We start from the raw sequence: 16,297 nt of genomic DNA, 5'->3' as shown, positions 1-16,297 counted from the left end.
GAAGATGCACCACCGATGCGGCGCGACGCCGTTTGGGCGCCCTTCAGCGCATGCAGCCATCAGCCGCGCGCCGCGTTCCAGCGCGCAGTGACGCCGGCGATGCGCGCGCCGAACAGGCGTGCGGTTTCGAGATCGCCCGGCGGCGGCGCTTCGTCGGGCGACGCATCGGCCGCAGATTGCGTGAGCAGGCCGGTAAAGCCGCCGACGAAGTTCAGATCGTTGCGCGTCGCGGCCTTCGTGTTCGACGGCATCATGCCGGTGCCCGCCCAGATCATGCTGTGCTGCATCGCCAGCGTGACGAAGTACTGGATCGTCGAGAACTTGTCGCCGTTCATCGTCGCCGAGTTCGTGAAGCCGGCCGCGATCTTGTCTTTCCACGCCTGCGCGAACCACGGTTTCGAGCTCGCATCGGCGAACTTCTTGAAGTCGGCAGACGGGCCGCCCATGTAGGTCGGCGCGCCGAAGATCAGCGCGTCGGCGGCGGCGAGCTCGTCCCACGAGGCGTCGTCGAGGTCGCCGACCGGCATCAACTTCGCATGCGCACCGGCTTCGAGTGCGCCCGCGAGGACGGCTTCGGCAACCTTCTTCGTATGGCCGTAGCCGCTGTGATAAACGATGACGATCTTCGACATGGACTGCTCCAGCAAGGCGACCCGCAGGTGATCGGAGACGAAACGCGAGGCGGCGAGGTGGCGCGCCATGACGGCCGCGCTGACCGCCACTAGCGCGCGTAATTGACCACCAGCTTCGCGCTGCCGATCGCGGCCGTGCCGATCTCGTGATCGAACATCAACGCGGGACGCCCTTGCGCGAGACGCAGATCGGCAGAGTTCAGCGCGTACACGGTGATGATATAGCGATGCGGTTTGCCGGGCGGCGGGCACGGGCCGCCATAGCCGTCGGTATCGAAGTCGTTGCGCGCTTCGACCGCGCCGAGCTTGCGCAGGAAACCGGACGAACTGGCATTCTCGGGCAGGCTGTCGACCGTGGCAGGGATGCCCGCGACCGCCCAGTGCCACCAGCCGCGTCCCGGCGCGTCCTCGTCGAACATCGTGATCGCGAAGCCGCGCGTGCCGGCTGGTGCGGCGCGCCATGAGAGCTGCGGTGAACGGTTGCCGCCCTTGCAGTCGTTCTGGTCGAACACCTGCGCATTCTGCACGGCGCCGCCCGCGCGCACGCTCGCGCTCGTCAGCGTGAACGGCTCGTCGGCCCGGGCACCGGCACCATGCGCCGCCAATAGTGCAAGCATCGCGCCGACGGCGAGCGATCGATGCCGCCACGATGAAGCCAACGAAACAACCAGGCAACGCACGCGCATATGCCGGTTCTCCTGTCAGGGCGCGAGGCGCGGGTCCTCGCGATGGTCGTTGTCCTGAATTGTGCCCCAAGGTCGAATAAAGTCTAACACCAGCGCTGATTAGCTCTGCGACGCAATCTGTTCGCGTCCCGCGGAATTAGCAGATAGGAAATCAGCTATAGTAAGAGGATTATCGTGCGACCCTGGCTGTATTTGTCTCGTTTAAATAGCGAGCGTCGAAAGAAGTGTTAGGAGTTGTGGAGACCGGTTTATCCGTCCAGAGGAGGACGATGCAAGTTTCACTCAGGGTCGTGGTGGCAGACGATCATCCGGTTATTCTGTTTGGTGCCGAAAATGCGCTTCACAAATTTCCCGGTATGCAAGTCGTTGGGCGCGCAAGACAGTCGACTGAACTCATCAAATTGTTGCAATCCACCGAATGCGACGTGCTCGTCACCGACCTGGCCATGCCGGGCGGCCAGTACGGCGATGGCTTGCAACTGATCGACTATTTGCGCCGCAATTTCCGGAACCTGCCGATCGTCGTGCTCACCATGCTCGAGAACGCCGCCTTGCTGAAACGGCTCAAGGAGCTGGACGTGACGTCGGTCGTGAACAAGTCGGACGATCTGAGCCATATTGCGCTTGCGGTACAGCACGTCGGCCGTCGCATGACTTATATGAGTCCGTCGGTGAAGGCGGTGCTCGAAGGGTTGCGGGTCAATTCGGCCGGCAAGCGCGACGACTCGAAGCTGTCGCGGCGCGAACTCGAAGTCGTGCGGCTGTTCGTATCGGGTATGACGATCAAGGAAATTTCGGAGCGTTTGAATCGCAGCATCAAGACCATCAGCACGCAGAAAAATGCGGCCATGCGCAAGCTCGGAATCGATCGCGACTCCCAACTGTTTCAGTATGCACAGAGCAATGGTTTGCTGAATCTGTCGTCGAACTCGATCAGGAGCATCACGAACGAGTCCTGATATCGCGCCTCGTTTTGTCCGCCGCGTAATCCGCGAACGGCAAGCGGCAATAAACAATCGGCGATAAAAAAAGCCGCCTGTTTTGCAACAGGCGGCTTTTTATTCAATTCGCATAAAGCGGCTACGTTTTTATTGTCACTGCTTTACCACGATGGCTTTATTGCGGCGCAGACGTCGCACCGCCATGCGCCGCGGACCATTCGGCCGGCGCGTGCAGGAATTTCTCCACTTCGTCGATCGTCTTCGTGTCGAAGTAGTTGTTTTGCTTCGCGACGCGCAGCACGTCCCACCACGTGGCGAGCGCGTGCAGATCGACGTCGATGTCTTTCAGCACCGACACGCTTTCCTTGAAGATGTTGTAGTGGAACAGCACGAAGCAGTGGTTCACCGTCGCGCCGGCGGTGCGCAGCGCGTTGATGAAGTTGATCTTGCTGCGGCTGTCGGTCGTCAAGTCTTCGACGAGCAGCACGCGCTGGCCTTCGGTCAGCAGACCTTCGATCTGCGCGTTGCGGCCGAAACCCTTCGGCTTCTTGCGCACGTACTGCATCGGCACCATCAGGCGGTCGGACAGCCATGCCGCGAACGGGATACCCGCGGTTTCGCCGCCGGCGACCGCGTCGATCTGCTCATAGCCGACGTCGCGCAGGATCGTCGCTTCGGCCATTTCCATCAGGCCGCGGCGCACGCGCGGATACGAGATCAGCTTGCGGCAGTCGATATACACCGGGCTCGCCCAGCCGGACGTGAAAATATACGGTTTCTCCGCGTTGAAATGCACTGCTTGCACTTCGAGCAGCATTTTGGCGGTGGTGTCGGAGATCGTCTGGCGATCGAAGCCTGTCATGGGCGGATCCTTCGGAGTGAGCGGGGGAGAAGCGGGCGCCGGGCCCGGTGGCGCAGCAAGCGGGGTATGCCGCGCCATGCTGGGCGGGATACGCGGCCGGGGGAAGAGCACAGACCGGCTTTTGCTGCGCGCGTGGGCCGCTATTTTACCTGAAATGGGTCGCACCGAGGAGGCCGTCGTACGCGGAGGCGCCGCCAGCGGACGGTTCGGCGCGCGCATCGTCTTGTGACCGGCTGAGGCCGCCTTTACACTCACGCGACTTTCCCCAGGCGGCAACCCACACGGCCGCCCCCAGACCAACGGAATGCTTTCAATGAACGCCGCCCCACCCGCCTCTGCCTCCGCCACCGAAACCCGTTCGGCCGTCAAGCCGGGCCATGCGGGCCGCGCGCTGCTCGCGTCGGTGCTGGGCTACGCGATGGACGGCTTCGATCTGCTGATCCTCGGCTTCATGCTGCCTGTGATCGCCGCCGATCTGCATCTAAGCTCGTCGCAGGCTGGCGCGCTGGTTACATGGACGTTGATCGGCGCAGTCGCGGGCGGCGTGCTGTTCGGCGTGCTCAGCGATTATTTCGGCCGCGTGCGCATGCTGACTTGGACGATCCTGATCTTCGCGGTGTTCACCGGCCTGTGCGCGCTCGCGCAGGGCTACACGGACCTGCTGATCTACCGGACCATCGCCGGCATCGGGCTGGGCGGCGAATTCGGCATCGGTATGACGCTGGTCGCCGAAGCGTGGCCGGCGTCGCAGCGGGCGCGGGTGTCGTCGTATGTCGGACTTGGCTGGCAGCTCGGCGTGCTGGCGGCCGCGCTGCTGACGCCGCTCCTGCTGCCGGTGATCGGTTGGCGCGGCATGTTCGCGCTCGGGCTGCTCCCGGCGGTCGTATCGTTCTTCGTGCGGCGCCGCGTCGAGGAGCCGGCGCTTTTCAACCAGCGCGTCGCGCGCGGCATGCGCAAGCTGCCGCTGAAACTGCTGTTCGTCGATGCGCGCACGACGCGCGCGAGCCTCGGCGTCACGATCCTGTGCTCGGTGCAGAACTTCGGCTATTACGGCTTGATGATCTGGCTGCCGAGCTATCTGTCGAAGACCTTCGGCTATTCGCTGACCAAATCGGGGCTGTGGACCGCCGCGACGATTCTCGGCATGGCGGCCGGCATCTGGCTATTCGGCATCGCCGCCGACCGCTTCGGCCGTAAACCGACGTTCCTGTTCTACCAGGCGGGCGCCGTCGTGATGGTGTTCGTCTATGCGCAACTGACGACGCCGATGGCGTTGCTGATCGGCGGCGCGGCGATGGGGGTGTTCGTGAACGGCATGATCGGCGGCTATGGCGCGCTGATTTCGGAGCTCTATCCAACCGATGCGCGCGCCACCGCGCAAAACGTGCTGTTCAACGCCGGCCGCGCGGTGGGCGGCTTTGGGCCGGTGGTGGTGGGCGCGCTGGCGGCGCGCTACTCGTTCGGCGCGGCGCTCGCGCTGCTCGCGTCGATTTATCTGCTCGACATCTTCGCGACACTATTTCTGATCCCTGAACGACGCGGCGCCGAGCTCGATTGAGCGTGTCGCCGCCACATGGCGCAAAAACACTGCCGGATGCAGCGACTCTGCATTTATAGCGGCTGTTTCGCCAATTGCGAGTTCTGTTAACCACTCAGTGCATCGACACATCCGGGGTGTACACTGATCGACCCGCGAAGCACTCCACATCGTCCCGTCTTCGTCGAGGTAAGCCATCGCGCCTTGCCGGGCGCGTGCGAAAACCGCCTCGGTCGGCTATCCATTCGACAGATGAAAACGCCGCAACGGTGTGGGGCGCCGGGCCCAATCACTTACGTCTCGCAGGCCTAGAAATGGACGAACAACTGAAGCAAAGCGCTCTCGCATATCACCAGAATCCGAAACCTGGCAAGATTTCGGTGACGCCCACCAAGCCGCTGTCGAACCAGCTAGATTTGTCGCTCGCGTATTCGCCGGGCGTGGCCGCAGCCTGTATGGCGATTCACGATGAACCGCTCGACGCGCAGAAGTACACGTCGCGCGGCAACCTGGTCGGCGTGATCACGAACGGTACTGCGGTGCTAGGCCTCGGCAACATCGGCCCGCTCGCCGCGAAGCCGGTGATGGAAGGCAAGGGGTGTCTGTTCAAGAAGTTCGCCGGCATCGACGTGTTCGACATCGAACTCTCCGAATCCGATCCGGACAAGCTCGTCGAGGCGATCGCGATGCTCGAGCCCACACTGGGCGGCATCAATCTCGAGGACATCAAGGCGCCCGAGTGCTTCTACATCGAGAAGAAGCTGCGCGAACGTATGAAGATTCCGGTCTTCCACGACGATCAGCACGGCACCGCGATTATCGCGTCGGCGGCGATCCTGAACGGCCTCAAAGTGGTCGGCAAGAAGCTCGACGAAGTGAAGCTGGTTTGTTCGGGCGCGGGCGCGGCGGCGATTGCGTGTCTGGATCTGCTCGTCAATCTCGGTCTGTCGAAGAAGAACATTATCGTCGCCGACTCGAAGGGCGTGATCTACGAAGGGCGCGGCAACCTCGATCCGTCGAAGGAACGCTATGCGGCGCACACCGAAGCGCGCTCGCTCGCCGATGCGATTCGTGGCGCCGACGTGTTCCTCGGCTGCTCCAGCGCCGGCGTGCTGAAGCCGGAGATGGTCGCCGAAATGGGCTCGCAGCCGCTGATTCTCGCGCTCGCGAACCCCGAGCCGGAAATCCGTCCGGAAGAAGCGCGCAAGGTGCGTCCGGACTGCATCATCGCGACCGGCCGTTCGGACTATCCGAATCAGGTCAACAACGTGCTGTGCTTCCCGTTCATCTTCCGCGGCGCGCTCGACGTCGGCGCGACGACGATCACCGAGGAAATGAAGCTCGCGTGCGTGCGCGCGATCGCCGAGCTGGCAGAGGAAACCGACCAGGGCGACGAAGTCGCGAAGGCCTACGAAGGCCACTCGCTCGAATTCGGTCCCGAATACCTGATTCCGAAGCCGTTCGATCCGCGCCTGATCATCAAGATCGCGCCGGCCGTCGCCCAGGCTGCGATGGATTCGGGTGTCGCGACCCGTCCGATTCAGGACATGGACGCGTACCGCGAACAACTCGGCGCGACCGTCTATCGCTCGGGCATGGTGATGCGGCCGGTGTTCGCGGCGGCGAAGTCGGCGCCGGCGCGCATCGTGTTCGCGGAAGGCGAAGACGAGCGCGTGCTGCGCGCCGCGCAGTTCGTGCTGCTCGAAAAGATCGCGAAGCCGATCCTGGTCGGCCGTCCGTCGGTGATCGAGATGCGTCTGAAGAAGATGGGCTCGAAGCTCAAGTGCGGCGAAGACGTCGAGATCGTCGATCCGGAAGACGATCCGCGCTATCACAAGAGCTGGCAGGCGTATCACGAAATCGGCGCGCGCGAGGGCGTGACGCCCGACGTCGCCAAGGCGGCGATGCGCAAGTTCAACACGCTGATCGGCGCGATCCTCGTGCATCTCGGGGATGCGGACGGCATGATCTGCGGGATGATCGGCCAGTACCACACGCACCTGAACTTCATCGAGCAGGTGCTCGGCAAGGCCGACAACGTCGATAACTTCGCCGCGATGAACCTGCTGATGCTGCCGGGCCGCAACCTGTTCATCTGCGACACGTACGTGAACGAAGTGCCGACCGCCGAGCAGCTCGCCGACATGACGATGCTCGCCGCGCGCGAAATCGAGAAGTTCGGTATCACGCCAAAGGTCGCGCTGCTGTCGAACTCGAACTTCGGCAGCGCGCCGTCGTCGTCGTCGCAGCGCATGGCCGCGGCGCGCAAGCTGATTACGCAACGCGCGCCGTCGCTCGAAATCGACGGTGAAATGCACGGCGACGCCGCGCTGTCGGAGGCGGTCCGCAAGGCCGCGTTCCCGGGCACGACGCTCGCCGGCGAAGCGAACCTGCTGATCATGCCGAACGTCGAAGCGGCGAACATCGCGTACAACCTGCTGAAGGTGGTGGGCGGCGAGGGCGTGACGGTCGGCCCGTTCCTGCTCGGCGCGGAAAAGCCGGTGCATATCCTGACGCCGGCCGCGACCGTGCGCCGGATCATCAACATGACGGCGGTCGCTTCGGCGAACGCGCGCAAGTCGGTGAACGCGAAGTAACGCGCACGCGACGGCCTCGGCAAAAGCGCTACGGAACTCCGGTTCCGTAGCGCGTTTTTTTGCGCCCCCCAAAAAAAGCGGCGGTCCGTGAAGACCGCCGCTTTTCAGTTCAACTGCCAGAGTCGATCAAGCCGCGTGCTGCGTCGTCTTGCCTGCATCGGACGAACGCCAACGCGTGAGCAGCTCGTTCCACTTGATGCGCACGCCTTTCAGGTTGTTCTCCTTGACGTGCCCATAACCGCGGATGCCGTCGGGCAGATTCGCGAGCTCGACCGCGAGATCGCGCTTCTGCGCAGTCAGTCCGCCGATCAATTCACGCACCAATGCCTCGTATTCGCCGATCAGCGCGCGCTCGGTGCGACGCTCCTCGGTGTTGCCGAACACGTCGAGCGCGGTGCCGCGCAGGAACTTGAGCTTCGCGAGCACGTGCATCGCGCGGAACATCCACGGACCGTACTTCTTCTTCACCAGATGGCCGTGCGCGTCCTTTTTCGATAGCGTCGGCGGCGCGAGATGCAGATGCAGCTTCCAGTCGCCTTCGAACGTCGCGTTCAGCTTTTCGATGAACGCCGGGTCGCTGTACAGACGCGCGACCTCGTATTCGTCCTTGTACGCCATCAGCTTGTGCAGGTTCTTCGCGACCGCTTCGGTCAGCGGCATTCGGCCGTCGGCGGAATCGAGCGCTTCTTCCGCGGCCCGCACCTGCGACACCAGCGCGCGATAGCGCTGCGCGTACGCACTGTTCTGCCAGGCGGTCAAATAGTCGGCGCGTTTGTCGATCAGCGTGTCGAGCGCCTTCGGCGTATGCAGTGCGATGATCTTGCCGTTTGCGTTGTCGGCCGACTCGCCGCGCCCCTGCGTTTGCGCGAGCTTGCGCACCGCGGCCAGATCGTGCGCGGCACGCCGGCCCCATTCGAACGCGGCACGGTTTTTCTCCACCTGCACGTTGTTCAGCTCGATCGCGCGAATCAGCGACTCGTGCGTGAGCGGCACCCAGCCGCGCTGCCACGCGTAGCCGAGCACGAACGGGTTCGTGTAGATCGCGTCGCCGAGCAGCGCGACCGCGAAGTGATTTGCGTCGACGGCCGAGACGTTGTCGTCGCCGGCCGCGGCGCGCACGTCGGCTTCGGTGCTGCTGCCGGGGAAGCGCCAGTTCGGGTTCTTGATCAGCTCGGCCGTTGGCGTGTGCGCGCTGTTCAGCACGACGCGCGTGCGGTTCGCCTGCATGCGCGACACGCATTCGTCGCTGGCGGTTACGATCGCGTCGCAGCCGATCACGAGGCTCGCTTCGCCCATCGCGATACGAGTCGCGTGGATGTCGGCGGGGTGGTTCGCGATCTGCACGTGGCTCATCACGGCGCCGCCTTTCTGCGCGAGGCCGGTGACGTCGAGCACGGTGACGCCCTTGCTCTCGAGATGCGCGGCCATACCGAGCAGCGCGCCGATCGTAACGACGCCGGTGCCGCCGACGCCCGTCACCAGCACGCCGTACGGACGTTCGATGGACGGCAACTCGGGGTCCGGCACCGGTGGCATTTCCGCGCCGGCGCCCGGCGCCGCCTTCGGCTTGCGCAATTGGCCGCCTTCAACGGAGACGAAGCTCGGGCAGAACCCGCTCACGCACGAGAAGTCCTTGTTGCAGGTCGACTGGTTGATCTGGCGCTTCGTGCCGTACTCGGTGTCGAGCGGCTCGACCGACAGGCAGTTCGACTTCACCGAGCAGTCGCCGCAGCCTTCGCACACCGCCTCGTTGATCACGACGCGCCGTGCCGGATCGGGATACGCGCCGCGCTTTCTGCGACGGCGCTTTTCGGTCGCGCAGGTCTGGTCGTAAATCAGGATCGTGGTGCCCGGCACCTCGCGCAGCTGGCGCTGCACGTCGTCGAGCTGGTCGCGGTGATGAATGTCGACGCCGGGCGCGAGGCCGACGTTCGCCGCGTACTTCTCCGGCTCATCGGTGACGATGACGATCTTCGCCGCGCCTTCGGCGGCGAGCTGATGCGTGATCTGCGGCACGGTCAGCACGCCGTCGACCGGCTGGCCGCCGGTCATCGCGACCGCGTCGTTGTACAGCAGCTTGTAGGTGATGTTCGCCTTCGACGCGATCGCCGCACGGATCGCGAGCAGCCCCGAGTGGAAGTAGGTGCCGTCACCGAGATTGGCGAACACGTGCTTATCGTTCGTGAACGGTGCCTGGCCGATCCACGCGACGCCTTCGCCGCCCATCTGGCTGAACGTGCTGGTGCTGCGGTCCATCCAGACCGTCATGTAATGACAGCCAATGCCGGCCATCGCGCGCGAGCCTTCCGGCACGTTGGTCGACGTGTTGTGCGGGCAGCCCGAGCAGAACCACGGCTTGCGCTCGACTTCGACGCGCGGCCGCGCGAGCGCCTTTTCCTTCGCTTCGATCACCGCGATGCGCGCGGCGATGCGGGCGCGCACGTCCGACGGCAGATCGAACTTGTCCAGCCGCGTGGCGATTGCCTTCGCGATAATCGCGGGCGACAACTCGTAGTGCGCCGGCAGCAGCCAGTTGCCCATCGGCACCGACCACTCGCCACCGGCGCCGTCTTTTTCGTCGAACTTGCCGAACACGCGCGGGCGTTGCGCGTCGGGCCAGTTGTACAGCTCTTCCTTGATCGCGTATTCGAGGATCTGGCGCTTTTCCTCGACCACGAGAATTTCGTCGAGACCGCGCGCGAAGGCCTGCGCGCCTTGCGCTTCGAGCGGCCAGACGCAGCCGACCTTGTACAGCCGGATGCCGATGCGCGAGCAGGTTTCATCGTCGAGGCCGAGATCGGTGAGCGCCTGACGCACGTCGAGATAGGCCTTGCCGCCGGTCATGATGCCGAAGCGCGCATGCGGTGAATCGATTTCGACGCGATCGAGTTTGTTCGCGCGCACATAGGCGAGGCCCGCGTACCACTTGTAGTCGAGCAGACGCGCTTCCTGCACGAGCGGCGGATCGGGCCAGCGGATGTTCAGGCCGCCGTCGGGCATCACGAAGTCTTCCGGCAGGATGATGCTGGTGCGGTGCGGGTCGATATCGACCGATGCGGACGATTCAACCACGTCGGTCACGCACTTCATCGCGACCCACAGGCCGGAGTAGCGGCTCATCGCCCAGCCGTGCAGGCCGAAGTCCAGATATTCCTGCACGTTCGAAGGAAACAGCACCGGCAGCCCGCATGCCTTGAAGATATGTTCGGACTGGTGCGCGAGTGTCGAGGATTTCGCCGCGTGATCGTCGCCGGCGAGCACCAGAACGCCGCCGTGCCGCGACGAGCCGGCCGAGTTGCCGTGCTTGAAGACGTCGCCGGAACGGTCGACGCCGGGGCCCTTGCCGTACCACATCGAGAACACGCCGTCGTATTTGGCGCTCGGGTACAGGTTGACCTGCTGCGAACCCCACACGGCGGTGGCCGCGAGGTCTTCGTTGACGCCGGGCTGGAACACGACCTGATGCGCGGACAGATGCTTTTTGGCTTTCCACAGCGACTGGTCGAGTCCGCCGAGCGGGGAACCGCGGTAGCCGGAGATGAAGCCGGCCGTATTGAGGCCGGCGGCGCGGTCGCGTTCCTGCTGCAGCATCGGCAGACGCACCAGCGCCTGGATGCCGCTCATGTAAGCGCGGCCGCGATCGAGGGTGTATTTGTCGTCGAGCGTGACGGAAGACAACGCGGCTTCGAGCGAGGCTCGCTGACCTGCGTCTAGCGGGGCATTCATTATGTGTACTCCTCCACTTCAGCTTGGGATCACCAAAACTTTTCTGGCTCCCGGCATCTCGTGAATGCTGGGGCCGGGGTCGTCATATTGACGGGTTTCAAGCGATGGTAGCACTGGTGGAAACCCGCCGCAGCAGATCAGAAATCGCCTGTGCGCGGTCTGAATTCCGATGGTTTCGCGGCAAGTTGGCTGCGGGTTGTCAACAGTTGGCACGCATTTTTGGCGGAATCGAGTTGGGTTGCACTTGTGCATGTAACAAGCTGTAAAACCTACAAACGCGCGGAACCGCAGTGAAAACCACTGTCTAATCCCCGGCCTGCGAGCGATGCCGATCGCTGTGCATTCTGCGCAGCTTCTGGACAGCAGGGTAGTTAGAAAAGGAGTACGCATGCACACAAGAAACATCCAGACGTTCCTGATGGTTTCCGCCGCTTTTTTCGCGATGAGCGCGCCGATGCACTCGAATCCGGGCAGCACGGGGGCGCTGTCGAACGCGATCGTTCGCACGGCGCAGGTCGCGCCGGCGCAGGCGGGGACGATCGACGGTGCAACCGGCAGCAACAAGTACAGGCAGAATTCTTGACGCGCCGCATCGCGCGCGTCTTGTGACAACTGGCCGCCGGTTCGGAGAGAGCGGCGGCGTGCAAACGAAAAAGGGCGAGGATGCTGCGATCTTCGCCCTTTTTTCTTCCGCGCGCCGATTAGGCGCGAGTCATCGTGGTCAGGTCTTATCCTGCACGACACCGCGGCGAATCTGATCGAGCTCGATCGATTCGAACAGCGCCTTGAAGTTGCCCTCGCCGAAGCCCTGATTGCCCTTGCGCTGGATGATCTCGAAGAAGATCGGGCCGATCTGGTTTTCGGTGAAGATCTGCAGCAGCAGATCGTCCGGTGCGCCGTCGATCAGGATCTTGCGCTTGCGCAGTTCCTCGAGCGGCTCGCCATGATTCGGCACGCGCCGGTCGACGAGTTCGTAGTAGGTGTCGATCGTGTCGAGCAGCGAAATGTTCGATGCGCGCAGGCCGTCGACGGTGCGGTAGATGTCGCTGGTGCCGAGCGCTATGTGCTGGATGCCTTCGCCGTGGTACGCGTCCAGATATTCCTGGATCTGACCGGCGGTGTCCGAGCCCTCCTCGTTGATCGGAATGCGGATCTTGCCGCACGGCGAAGTCATCGCCTTCGACTTCACGCCCGTCACCTTGCCCTCGATGTCGAAGTAGCGCACTTCGCGGAAGTTGAACAGGCGCTCGTAGAACTCGGCCCATTCCTGCATGCGGCCGCGATGCACGTTATGCGTCAGGTGATCGATATAAGTCAGGCCGTGGCCGACCGGATTGGGGTTCGCGCCGGGAATCGGTTCGAAGTCGACGTCGTAAATGTCGATGTCACCGATGCTGTTCGGCGCCGCGCCGTTCTTGCCGCGCCAGCGGTCGACGAAATAGATCAGCGAATCGCCGATGCCCTTGATCGCTGGGATGTTCAGCTCCATCGGGCCGGTCTTGTTGTCGAATCCCCAAGCGCCTTTTTCGAGCGCTTGAGCATAAGCCTTCGCGGCGTCCTGCACGCGAAACGCGATCGCGCAGATCGACGGGCCATGCAGGCGCGCGAAGCGCTGCGCGAACGAATGCTTCTCCGCGTTGACGATGAAGTTGATGTCGCCCTGACGATACAGCGTCACGTCCTTGTGACGATGTCGCGCGACGGCCGTGAAGCCCATCCGTTCGAATAGTTTGCCGAGCGCTTTCGGGTCCGGCGCCGTGTATTCGATGAATTCGAAGCCGTCGGTGCCGACCGGATTTTCCCAAGTAGAAACCTGCATTGTCTGTCTCCGATCCCATGTAAGGGGTTGCCGAGGCGCGCTGGCGGTGAGCGCGCGGGACGGTCGGCTGAGCGCGACCGGATAGGGCAAGTGTAGAACTGCGATGGAGGCAAGAACTTGCGAACTTAATCGCACATCGCTACTCTTCGGCTACTTTATGGCTCGATTTGAACGAAACGTGGCAGAACATGGCTAATAGCGAGATAGATGCGATCGATCGGCGCATTCTGGCGATCCTTCAGGAAAACGGCCGGCTGTCGAATCAGGAGATTGCGGAGCGGATCAATCTGTCGCCGAGTCCGTGCCTGCGGCGGATTCGCCGGCTAGAGGAAAGCGGCGTGATTCGCGGCTACGTCGCGCTACTCGACGCGCAGCGTCTCGGACTCGACCTGCTTGCGTATGTCAACGTGCGGCTGGAGAAGGGTGGCGGTCGCGCGTTCAGTCCGCATGGCGAGGCTACGCACGCCGATCTGTTCGGCGCGGCCGTGCAGACGTGGCCCGAAGTGGTCGCGTGTCACGCGATGACGGGTGAGATGGATTACCTGCTGCGCGTCCAGGTCGAGGACATGGCGCACTTTTCGCGCTTCGTGCAGGATCAGTTGCTGCGCCATCCGTCGGTGATCGATGTGAAATCGAGCTTTTCGCTCGAAAAGATCAAGGAAACGACAGCGCTGCCCATTTTGTAGGCTTCACGCGTCACGCCCTGCGCATCGCGTTAATTTGGTACAGATAGAAAAAAGGGCGACCTTGCGGCCGCCCCAGGCTCATGTCCCCGTAGCGATTATTCAGGCAGCGACAGCCACCGGCATGAACGACTCGAACAGTCGCGATGCCTGGCGCGCGTGGCGCTTGAGTGCGTAGTCGAACACGGCGGCCTGCTCCTGCAGCATTTCCGCGAGGATGCTCGACTGATCTGCCGGCGACAGCGTGAGATAAGCGTCGGCTTCGCCGTACGCGTACTCGATCTTCATGCCGGCCTTTTTGGCGATGTGCATCATGGTCGAGTTGCGCGCCAGGCAGTGGATGTACAGCGTCGTCACATGCGTGTTGCGGCTGCGGATCGCGGCGCGCTCGAACAGCTTCGAGCCGATACCAATGCCACGCGCGCTTTCGAGCACCGAGACGCCGAATTCGGCGGTGCGCTTGTTGTCTTCGGCCGGCAGGTAGGCCAGATGGCCGACGCCGCTCAGTTCAAGCTTGCTGTTGAATACGCCGAACACCGTGTCGCGCGTGAAGTCGATCGTGCGCACGTAGTTTTCGATCACGTGGTTCGGCACGACCTGGCCGAAGCGCAGCAGGCGGTCTTCCTCGTCGAGCGCGAGGAAGTGCGTGAGCAGGCGTTCGCGATCGACAGCGGTGAGTTCTCGGACCAGAACGTGCGGGCGTCCAGCAGGCAGCGACGCGCGGTCGTTCGGCTCGATCGGCTCGGTGGTGCGAAGGCTAAGCGTGTTCATGGTCGGGTTCTCCTTTTAATCAGGCGGCGTTGTGCACCGCAAAACCGATTTTAGCGGAAACCTAAGCCATTCACTAGGGAAAACCCGTACCAAAAACTGATGTGGTTACCTGGAATGCTGGAGCCCTAAATTTAATTAATTGATTTTTAATGGGAATTAGAAATGAACGCACGTTCGTGACACCATGCCGCATGCATCCCGGGAGCTGAGCTACTTCGTCTGAATGTTGTTGCTTTGCATCATCCGAGGCGCGGGATCGGTTCGGACCGTCGTCTCACCTGGCCGGCGCGGTGCCGAGACCATGCTCGACCATGCCGACCACCTGCTCTGCGAACTCGCGATAGCCCATGCGGCCGTCCGGCTTGAGCCACGTGAAGGTCCAGTTGATCATGCCGAACACCATCATCGTCAGCGCGGTCTGGTTGTCGCGTGTCGCGCGTTCGGGGTAGGCGCGCGCGAGCTGCCGGGCGAACGCGGCGACCACGTCGCGCTGGCGGTTCAGGATGATCTCGCGCTGCGAATCGACCAGATACTTGACGTCGTTCAGCAGCGCAACGTGCCGGCTGTGCGACGTCTCATACTCGGACAGGAACGCGCGGATCAGCTCCGCGAAGGTTTCTCGCTCGCTCAGTTCGCGCCGCTGGCTCGACCCTTCCACCTCGGCGATGATCAGCATCAGCCGCTTCGTGTAGCGATCGAGCAGGTCGAACAGGATCGCTTCCTTGCTCTCGTAATAGTGATAGAGGCGCGCTTTCGAGGTGCCGCTCGCCGCGGCGAGATCGGCCATCGACGTGCTTGGATAGCTGGTCTGCGCAAACTTCGCGGCGGCCAGTTCGAGGATCTGCTCGCGTTGGGTTTCGTGGTCGGGGGCTCGGGTGCGGGCCATAGTTGTCTGTTTTTGTCTTATTGGGGTGAGCAAGGAGCGGATGACGCGCGCAGTTCGAGCGAGCGCCATTCGTTCGCGTCGCCGCGCAGATGGATGCGTCGTTGCGTCGCGAGTTCGTGCATGCGCCACAGCACGATGCTGTCGCTGGCGAGAAACCATAGTTCGGCGGTCATAACATAGGCGGCGACGCGCGCGGCGGACTGCCAGTCGTCGGTTGCGCGTTCGAGGATCAGCGTGTCGAGTTCGGCAAAGCTGCCGCTCGTGAAGGTGTTGTCACGCCAGCGCCGTGTCTCGCCGTTCGCCTGCTTGACCTCCTGCCATTCGAGCGCGAGCCGGCTGATGCGTAGCACGGAAATCGGCGCGGCGTCCGGCAGATGTGCCTGCAATACGTCCGGCGCAAACATGCCGACCGATGTCGCGCGATCCTTGCGGGTATGCGCCCACGCTTGCGGATCGGTGAGGTCGGCGATCGACAGACGCACTTCATTCAAACGCTGCGGGCTGTTGCGCACCAGGTAGCAGACGCGGCGCAGCATCAGCTGATCGGACGCGCTTTCGCCATGCCACACGACGAGATTCGCGGTGTCGCTCGCGAGGCCGTCGAGCACTGCGGCCTGTTCGCGGAACTCGCGCACGAAGTCGCGCTGCGGGTCGGCGCTGACGCGTTCCCAGAAGTCGGCACGCACGTGCGGAGCGTCGTCGACGCCGCGCAACGGGCCGACCGCCAGATCGTCGCGCAACGGCTGCACGCGATCGTCGCGGCCCGCCTGGGCCAGCGCGCTCCGCAGCGACTCGGCGGCGACGTCTCCGTTGGTGAGATGAATCGTGCTCATGGGCAAGGGCTTGCTGTGACGCTTGCAGCTGTAACAAAAAGAGGCCGCTCGCCGACTGGATACCGACGTCCCGATCGAAGAGCGGCCCCTAGTGTAAGCGGATCGCGAAACGGCCGAAAGCGGCGCCGGCCGTTACACGAAGCGAGTCCGCACCCTGACCACGAAAGCTCCCGGCTCAACGTTCGTCGTAACTGACCACGACCTTGTCGCTCACCGGATGACACTGACACGTCAGCACGAACCCGTCGCGGACCTCGTGTTCTTCGAGCGTGTAGTTCTTTTCCATCTTCACTTCGCCCTCGAGCACCTTCGCGCGACACGTGC

14 protein-coding genes are annotated in these 16,297 nt (G+C 63.2%); 5 read left to right on the top strand and 9 right to left on the bottom strand.

Annotated elements, in window-relative coordinates; genetic code table 11:
• Window positions 1–59: 59 nt before the first annotated feature.
• Window positions 60–632: a flavodoxin family protein gene (locus ACLFKU_RS37715; RefSeq protein ID WP_410852567.1), complete on the bottom strand. Its 573-nt coding sequence runs from the start codon at window positions 630–632 to the stop codon at window positions 60–62.
• Between the two features lie 89 nt (window positions 633–721).
• Window positions 722–1,318 (bottom strand): YbhB/YbcL family Raf kinase inhibitor-like protein, encoded by a 597-nt coding sequence (locus ACLFKU_RS37710; RefSeq protein WP_368586384.1) that lies wholly within the window; start codon window positions 1,316–1,318, stop codon window positions 722–724.
• A gap of 269 nt (window positions 1,319–1,587) precedes the next feature.
• Between ACLFKU_RS37710 and ACLFKU_RS37705 the strand changes: the two genes are divergently transcribed.
• Complete coding sequence (locus ACLFKU_RS37705; protein WP_410852566.1) at window positions 1,588–2,277, top strand: response regulator; 690 nt, start codon at window positions 1,588–1,590, stop codon at window positions 2,275–2,277.
• Window positions 2,278–2,434: 157 nt separating this feature from the next.
• Here the strand turns inward: ACLFKU_RS37705 and ACLFKU_RS37700 are convergent, their stop codons facing one another.
• The gene (locus tag ACLFKU_RS37700; RefSeq protein WP_013090785.1) at window positions 2,435–3,121 is read right to left on the bottom strand and encodes an orotate phosphoribosyltransferase; all 687 of its coding nucleotides are present in this window, start codon (window positions 3,119–3,121) and stop codon (window positions 2,435–2,437) included.
• 313 nt (window positions 3,122–3,434) lie between these two features.
• Between ACLFKU_RS37700 and ACLFKU_RS37695 the strand changes: the two genes are divergently transcribed.
• Together ACLFKU_RS37695 and ACLFKU_RS37690 are read left to right on the top strand one after the other, a co-directional pair.
• A complete protein-coding gene (locus ACLFKU_RS37695) occupies window positions 3,435–4,679 on the top strand; it encodes an MFS transporter (protein ID WP_410852565.1) in 1,245 nt (414 codons plus the stop codon).
• A 293-nt stretch (window positions 4,680–4,972) separates the two neighbouring features.
• Window positions 4,973–7,255 (top strand): NADP-dependent malic enzyme, encoded by a 2,283-nt coding sequence (locus ACLFKU_RS37690; protein ID WP_368586387.1) that lies wholly within the window; start codon window positions 4,973–4,975, stop codon window positions 7,253–7,255.
• Between the two features lie 126 nt (window positions 7,256–7,381).
• On the opposite strand, the gene ACLFKU_RS37685 is transcribed toward ACLFKU_RS37690, so the two are convergent.
• Window positions 7,382–10,981 (bottom strand): indolepyruvate ferredoxin oxidoreductase family protein, encoded by a 3,600-nt coding sequence (locus ACLFKU_RS37685; RefSeq protein WP_410852564.1) that lies wholly within the window; start codon window positions 10,979–10,981, stop codon window positions 7,382–7,384.
• 388 nt (window positions 10,982–11,369) lie between these two features.
• On the opposite strand from ACLFKU_RS37685, the gene ACLFKU_RS37680 reads away from it, so the two are divergent.
• Window positions 11,370–11,564, top strand: coding sequence for a hypothetical protein (locus tag ACLFKU_RS37680; protein WP_410852563.1), 195 nt, complete (start codon window positions 11,370–11,372; stop codon window positions 11,562–11,564).
• Between the two features lie 138 nt (window positions 11,565–11,702).
• Here the strand turns inward: ACLFKU_RS37680 and hppD are convergent, their stop codons facing one another.
• A complete protein-coding gene (gene hppD / locus ACLFKU_RS37675) occupies window positions 11,703–12,800 on the bottom strand; it encodes a 4-hydroxyphenylpyruvate dioxygenase (protein WP_368586390.1) in 1,098 nt (365 codons plus the stop codon).
• Window positions 12,801–12,988: 188 nt separating this feature from the next.
• Between hppD and ACLFKU_RS37670 the strand changes: the two genes are divergently transcribed.
• A complete protein-coding gene (locus ACLFKU_RS37670; protein ID WP_013090779.1) occupies window positions 12,989–13,486 on the top strand; it encodes an Lrp/AsnC family transcriptional regulator in 498 nt (165 codons plus the stop codon).
• 99 nt (window positions 13,487–13,585) lie between these two features.
• Here ACLFKU_RS37670 and ACLFKU_RS37665 read toward each other — a convergent pair whose 3' ends face one another.
• The 4 genes from ACLFKU_RS37665 to ACLFKU_RS37650 form a co-directional block, all read right to left on the bottom strand.
• Window positions 13,586–14,254: a GNAT family N-acetyltransferase gene (locus ACLFKU_RS37665; RefSeq protein ID WP_410852562.1), complete on the bottom strand. Its 669-nt coding sequence runs from the start codon at window positions 14,252–14,254 to the stop codon at window positions 13,586–13,588.
• 274 nt (window positions 14,255–14,528) lie between these two features.
• Window positions 14,529–15,140 carry a TetR/AcrR family transcriptional regulator gene (locus ACLFKU_RS37660; protein WP_368586392.1) on the bottom strand — a complete coding sequence of 204 codons (612 nt, stop codon included), beginning with the start codon at window positions 15,138–15,140 and terminating at the stop codon, window positions 14,529–14,531.
• 17 nt (window positions 15,141–15,157) lie between these two features.
• Window positions 15,158–15,973, bottom strand: coding sequence for a DUF1835 domain-containing protein (locus tag ACLFKU_RS37655; RefSeq protein ID WP_410852561.1), 816 nt, complete (start codon window positions 15,971–15,973; stop codon window positions 15,158–15,160).
• Between the two features lie 175 nt (window positions 15,974–16,148).
• A partial coding sequence (locus ACLFKU_RS37650; protein WP_410852575.1) for a 2Fe-2S iron-sulfur cluster-binding protein occupies window positions 16,149–16,297 on the bottom strand: 149 nt, incomplete at its 5' end.

Origin of the sequence: Paraburkholderia sp. EG304, from assembly GCF_046543485.1 — a bacterium.
GTDB classification, from domain to species: domain Bacteria; phylum Pseudomonadota; class Gammaproteobacteria; order Burkholderiales; family Burkholderiaceae; genus Paraburkholderia; species Paraburkholderia youngii.
Note: the sequence above shows the minus strand (reverse complement) of the source record. Positions and strands in the feature narration are given on the sequence as shown.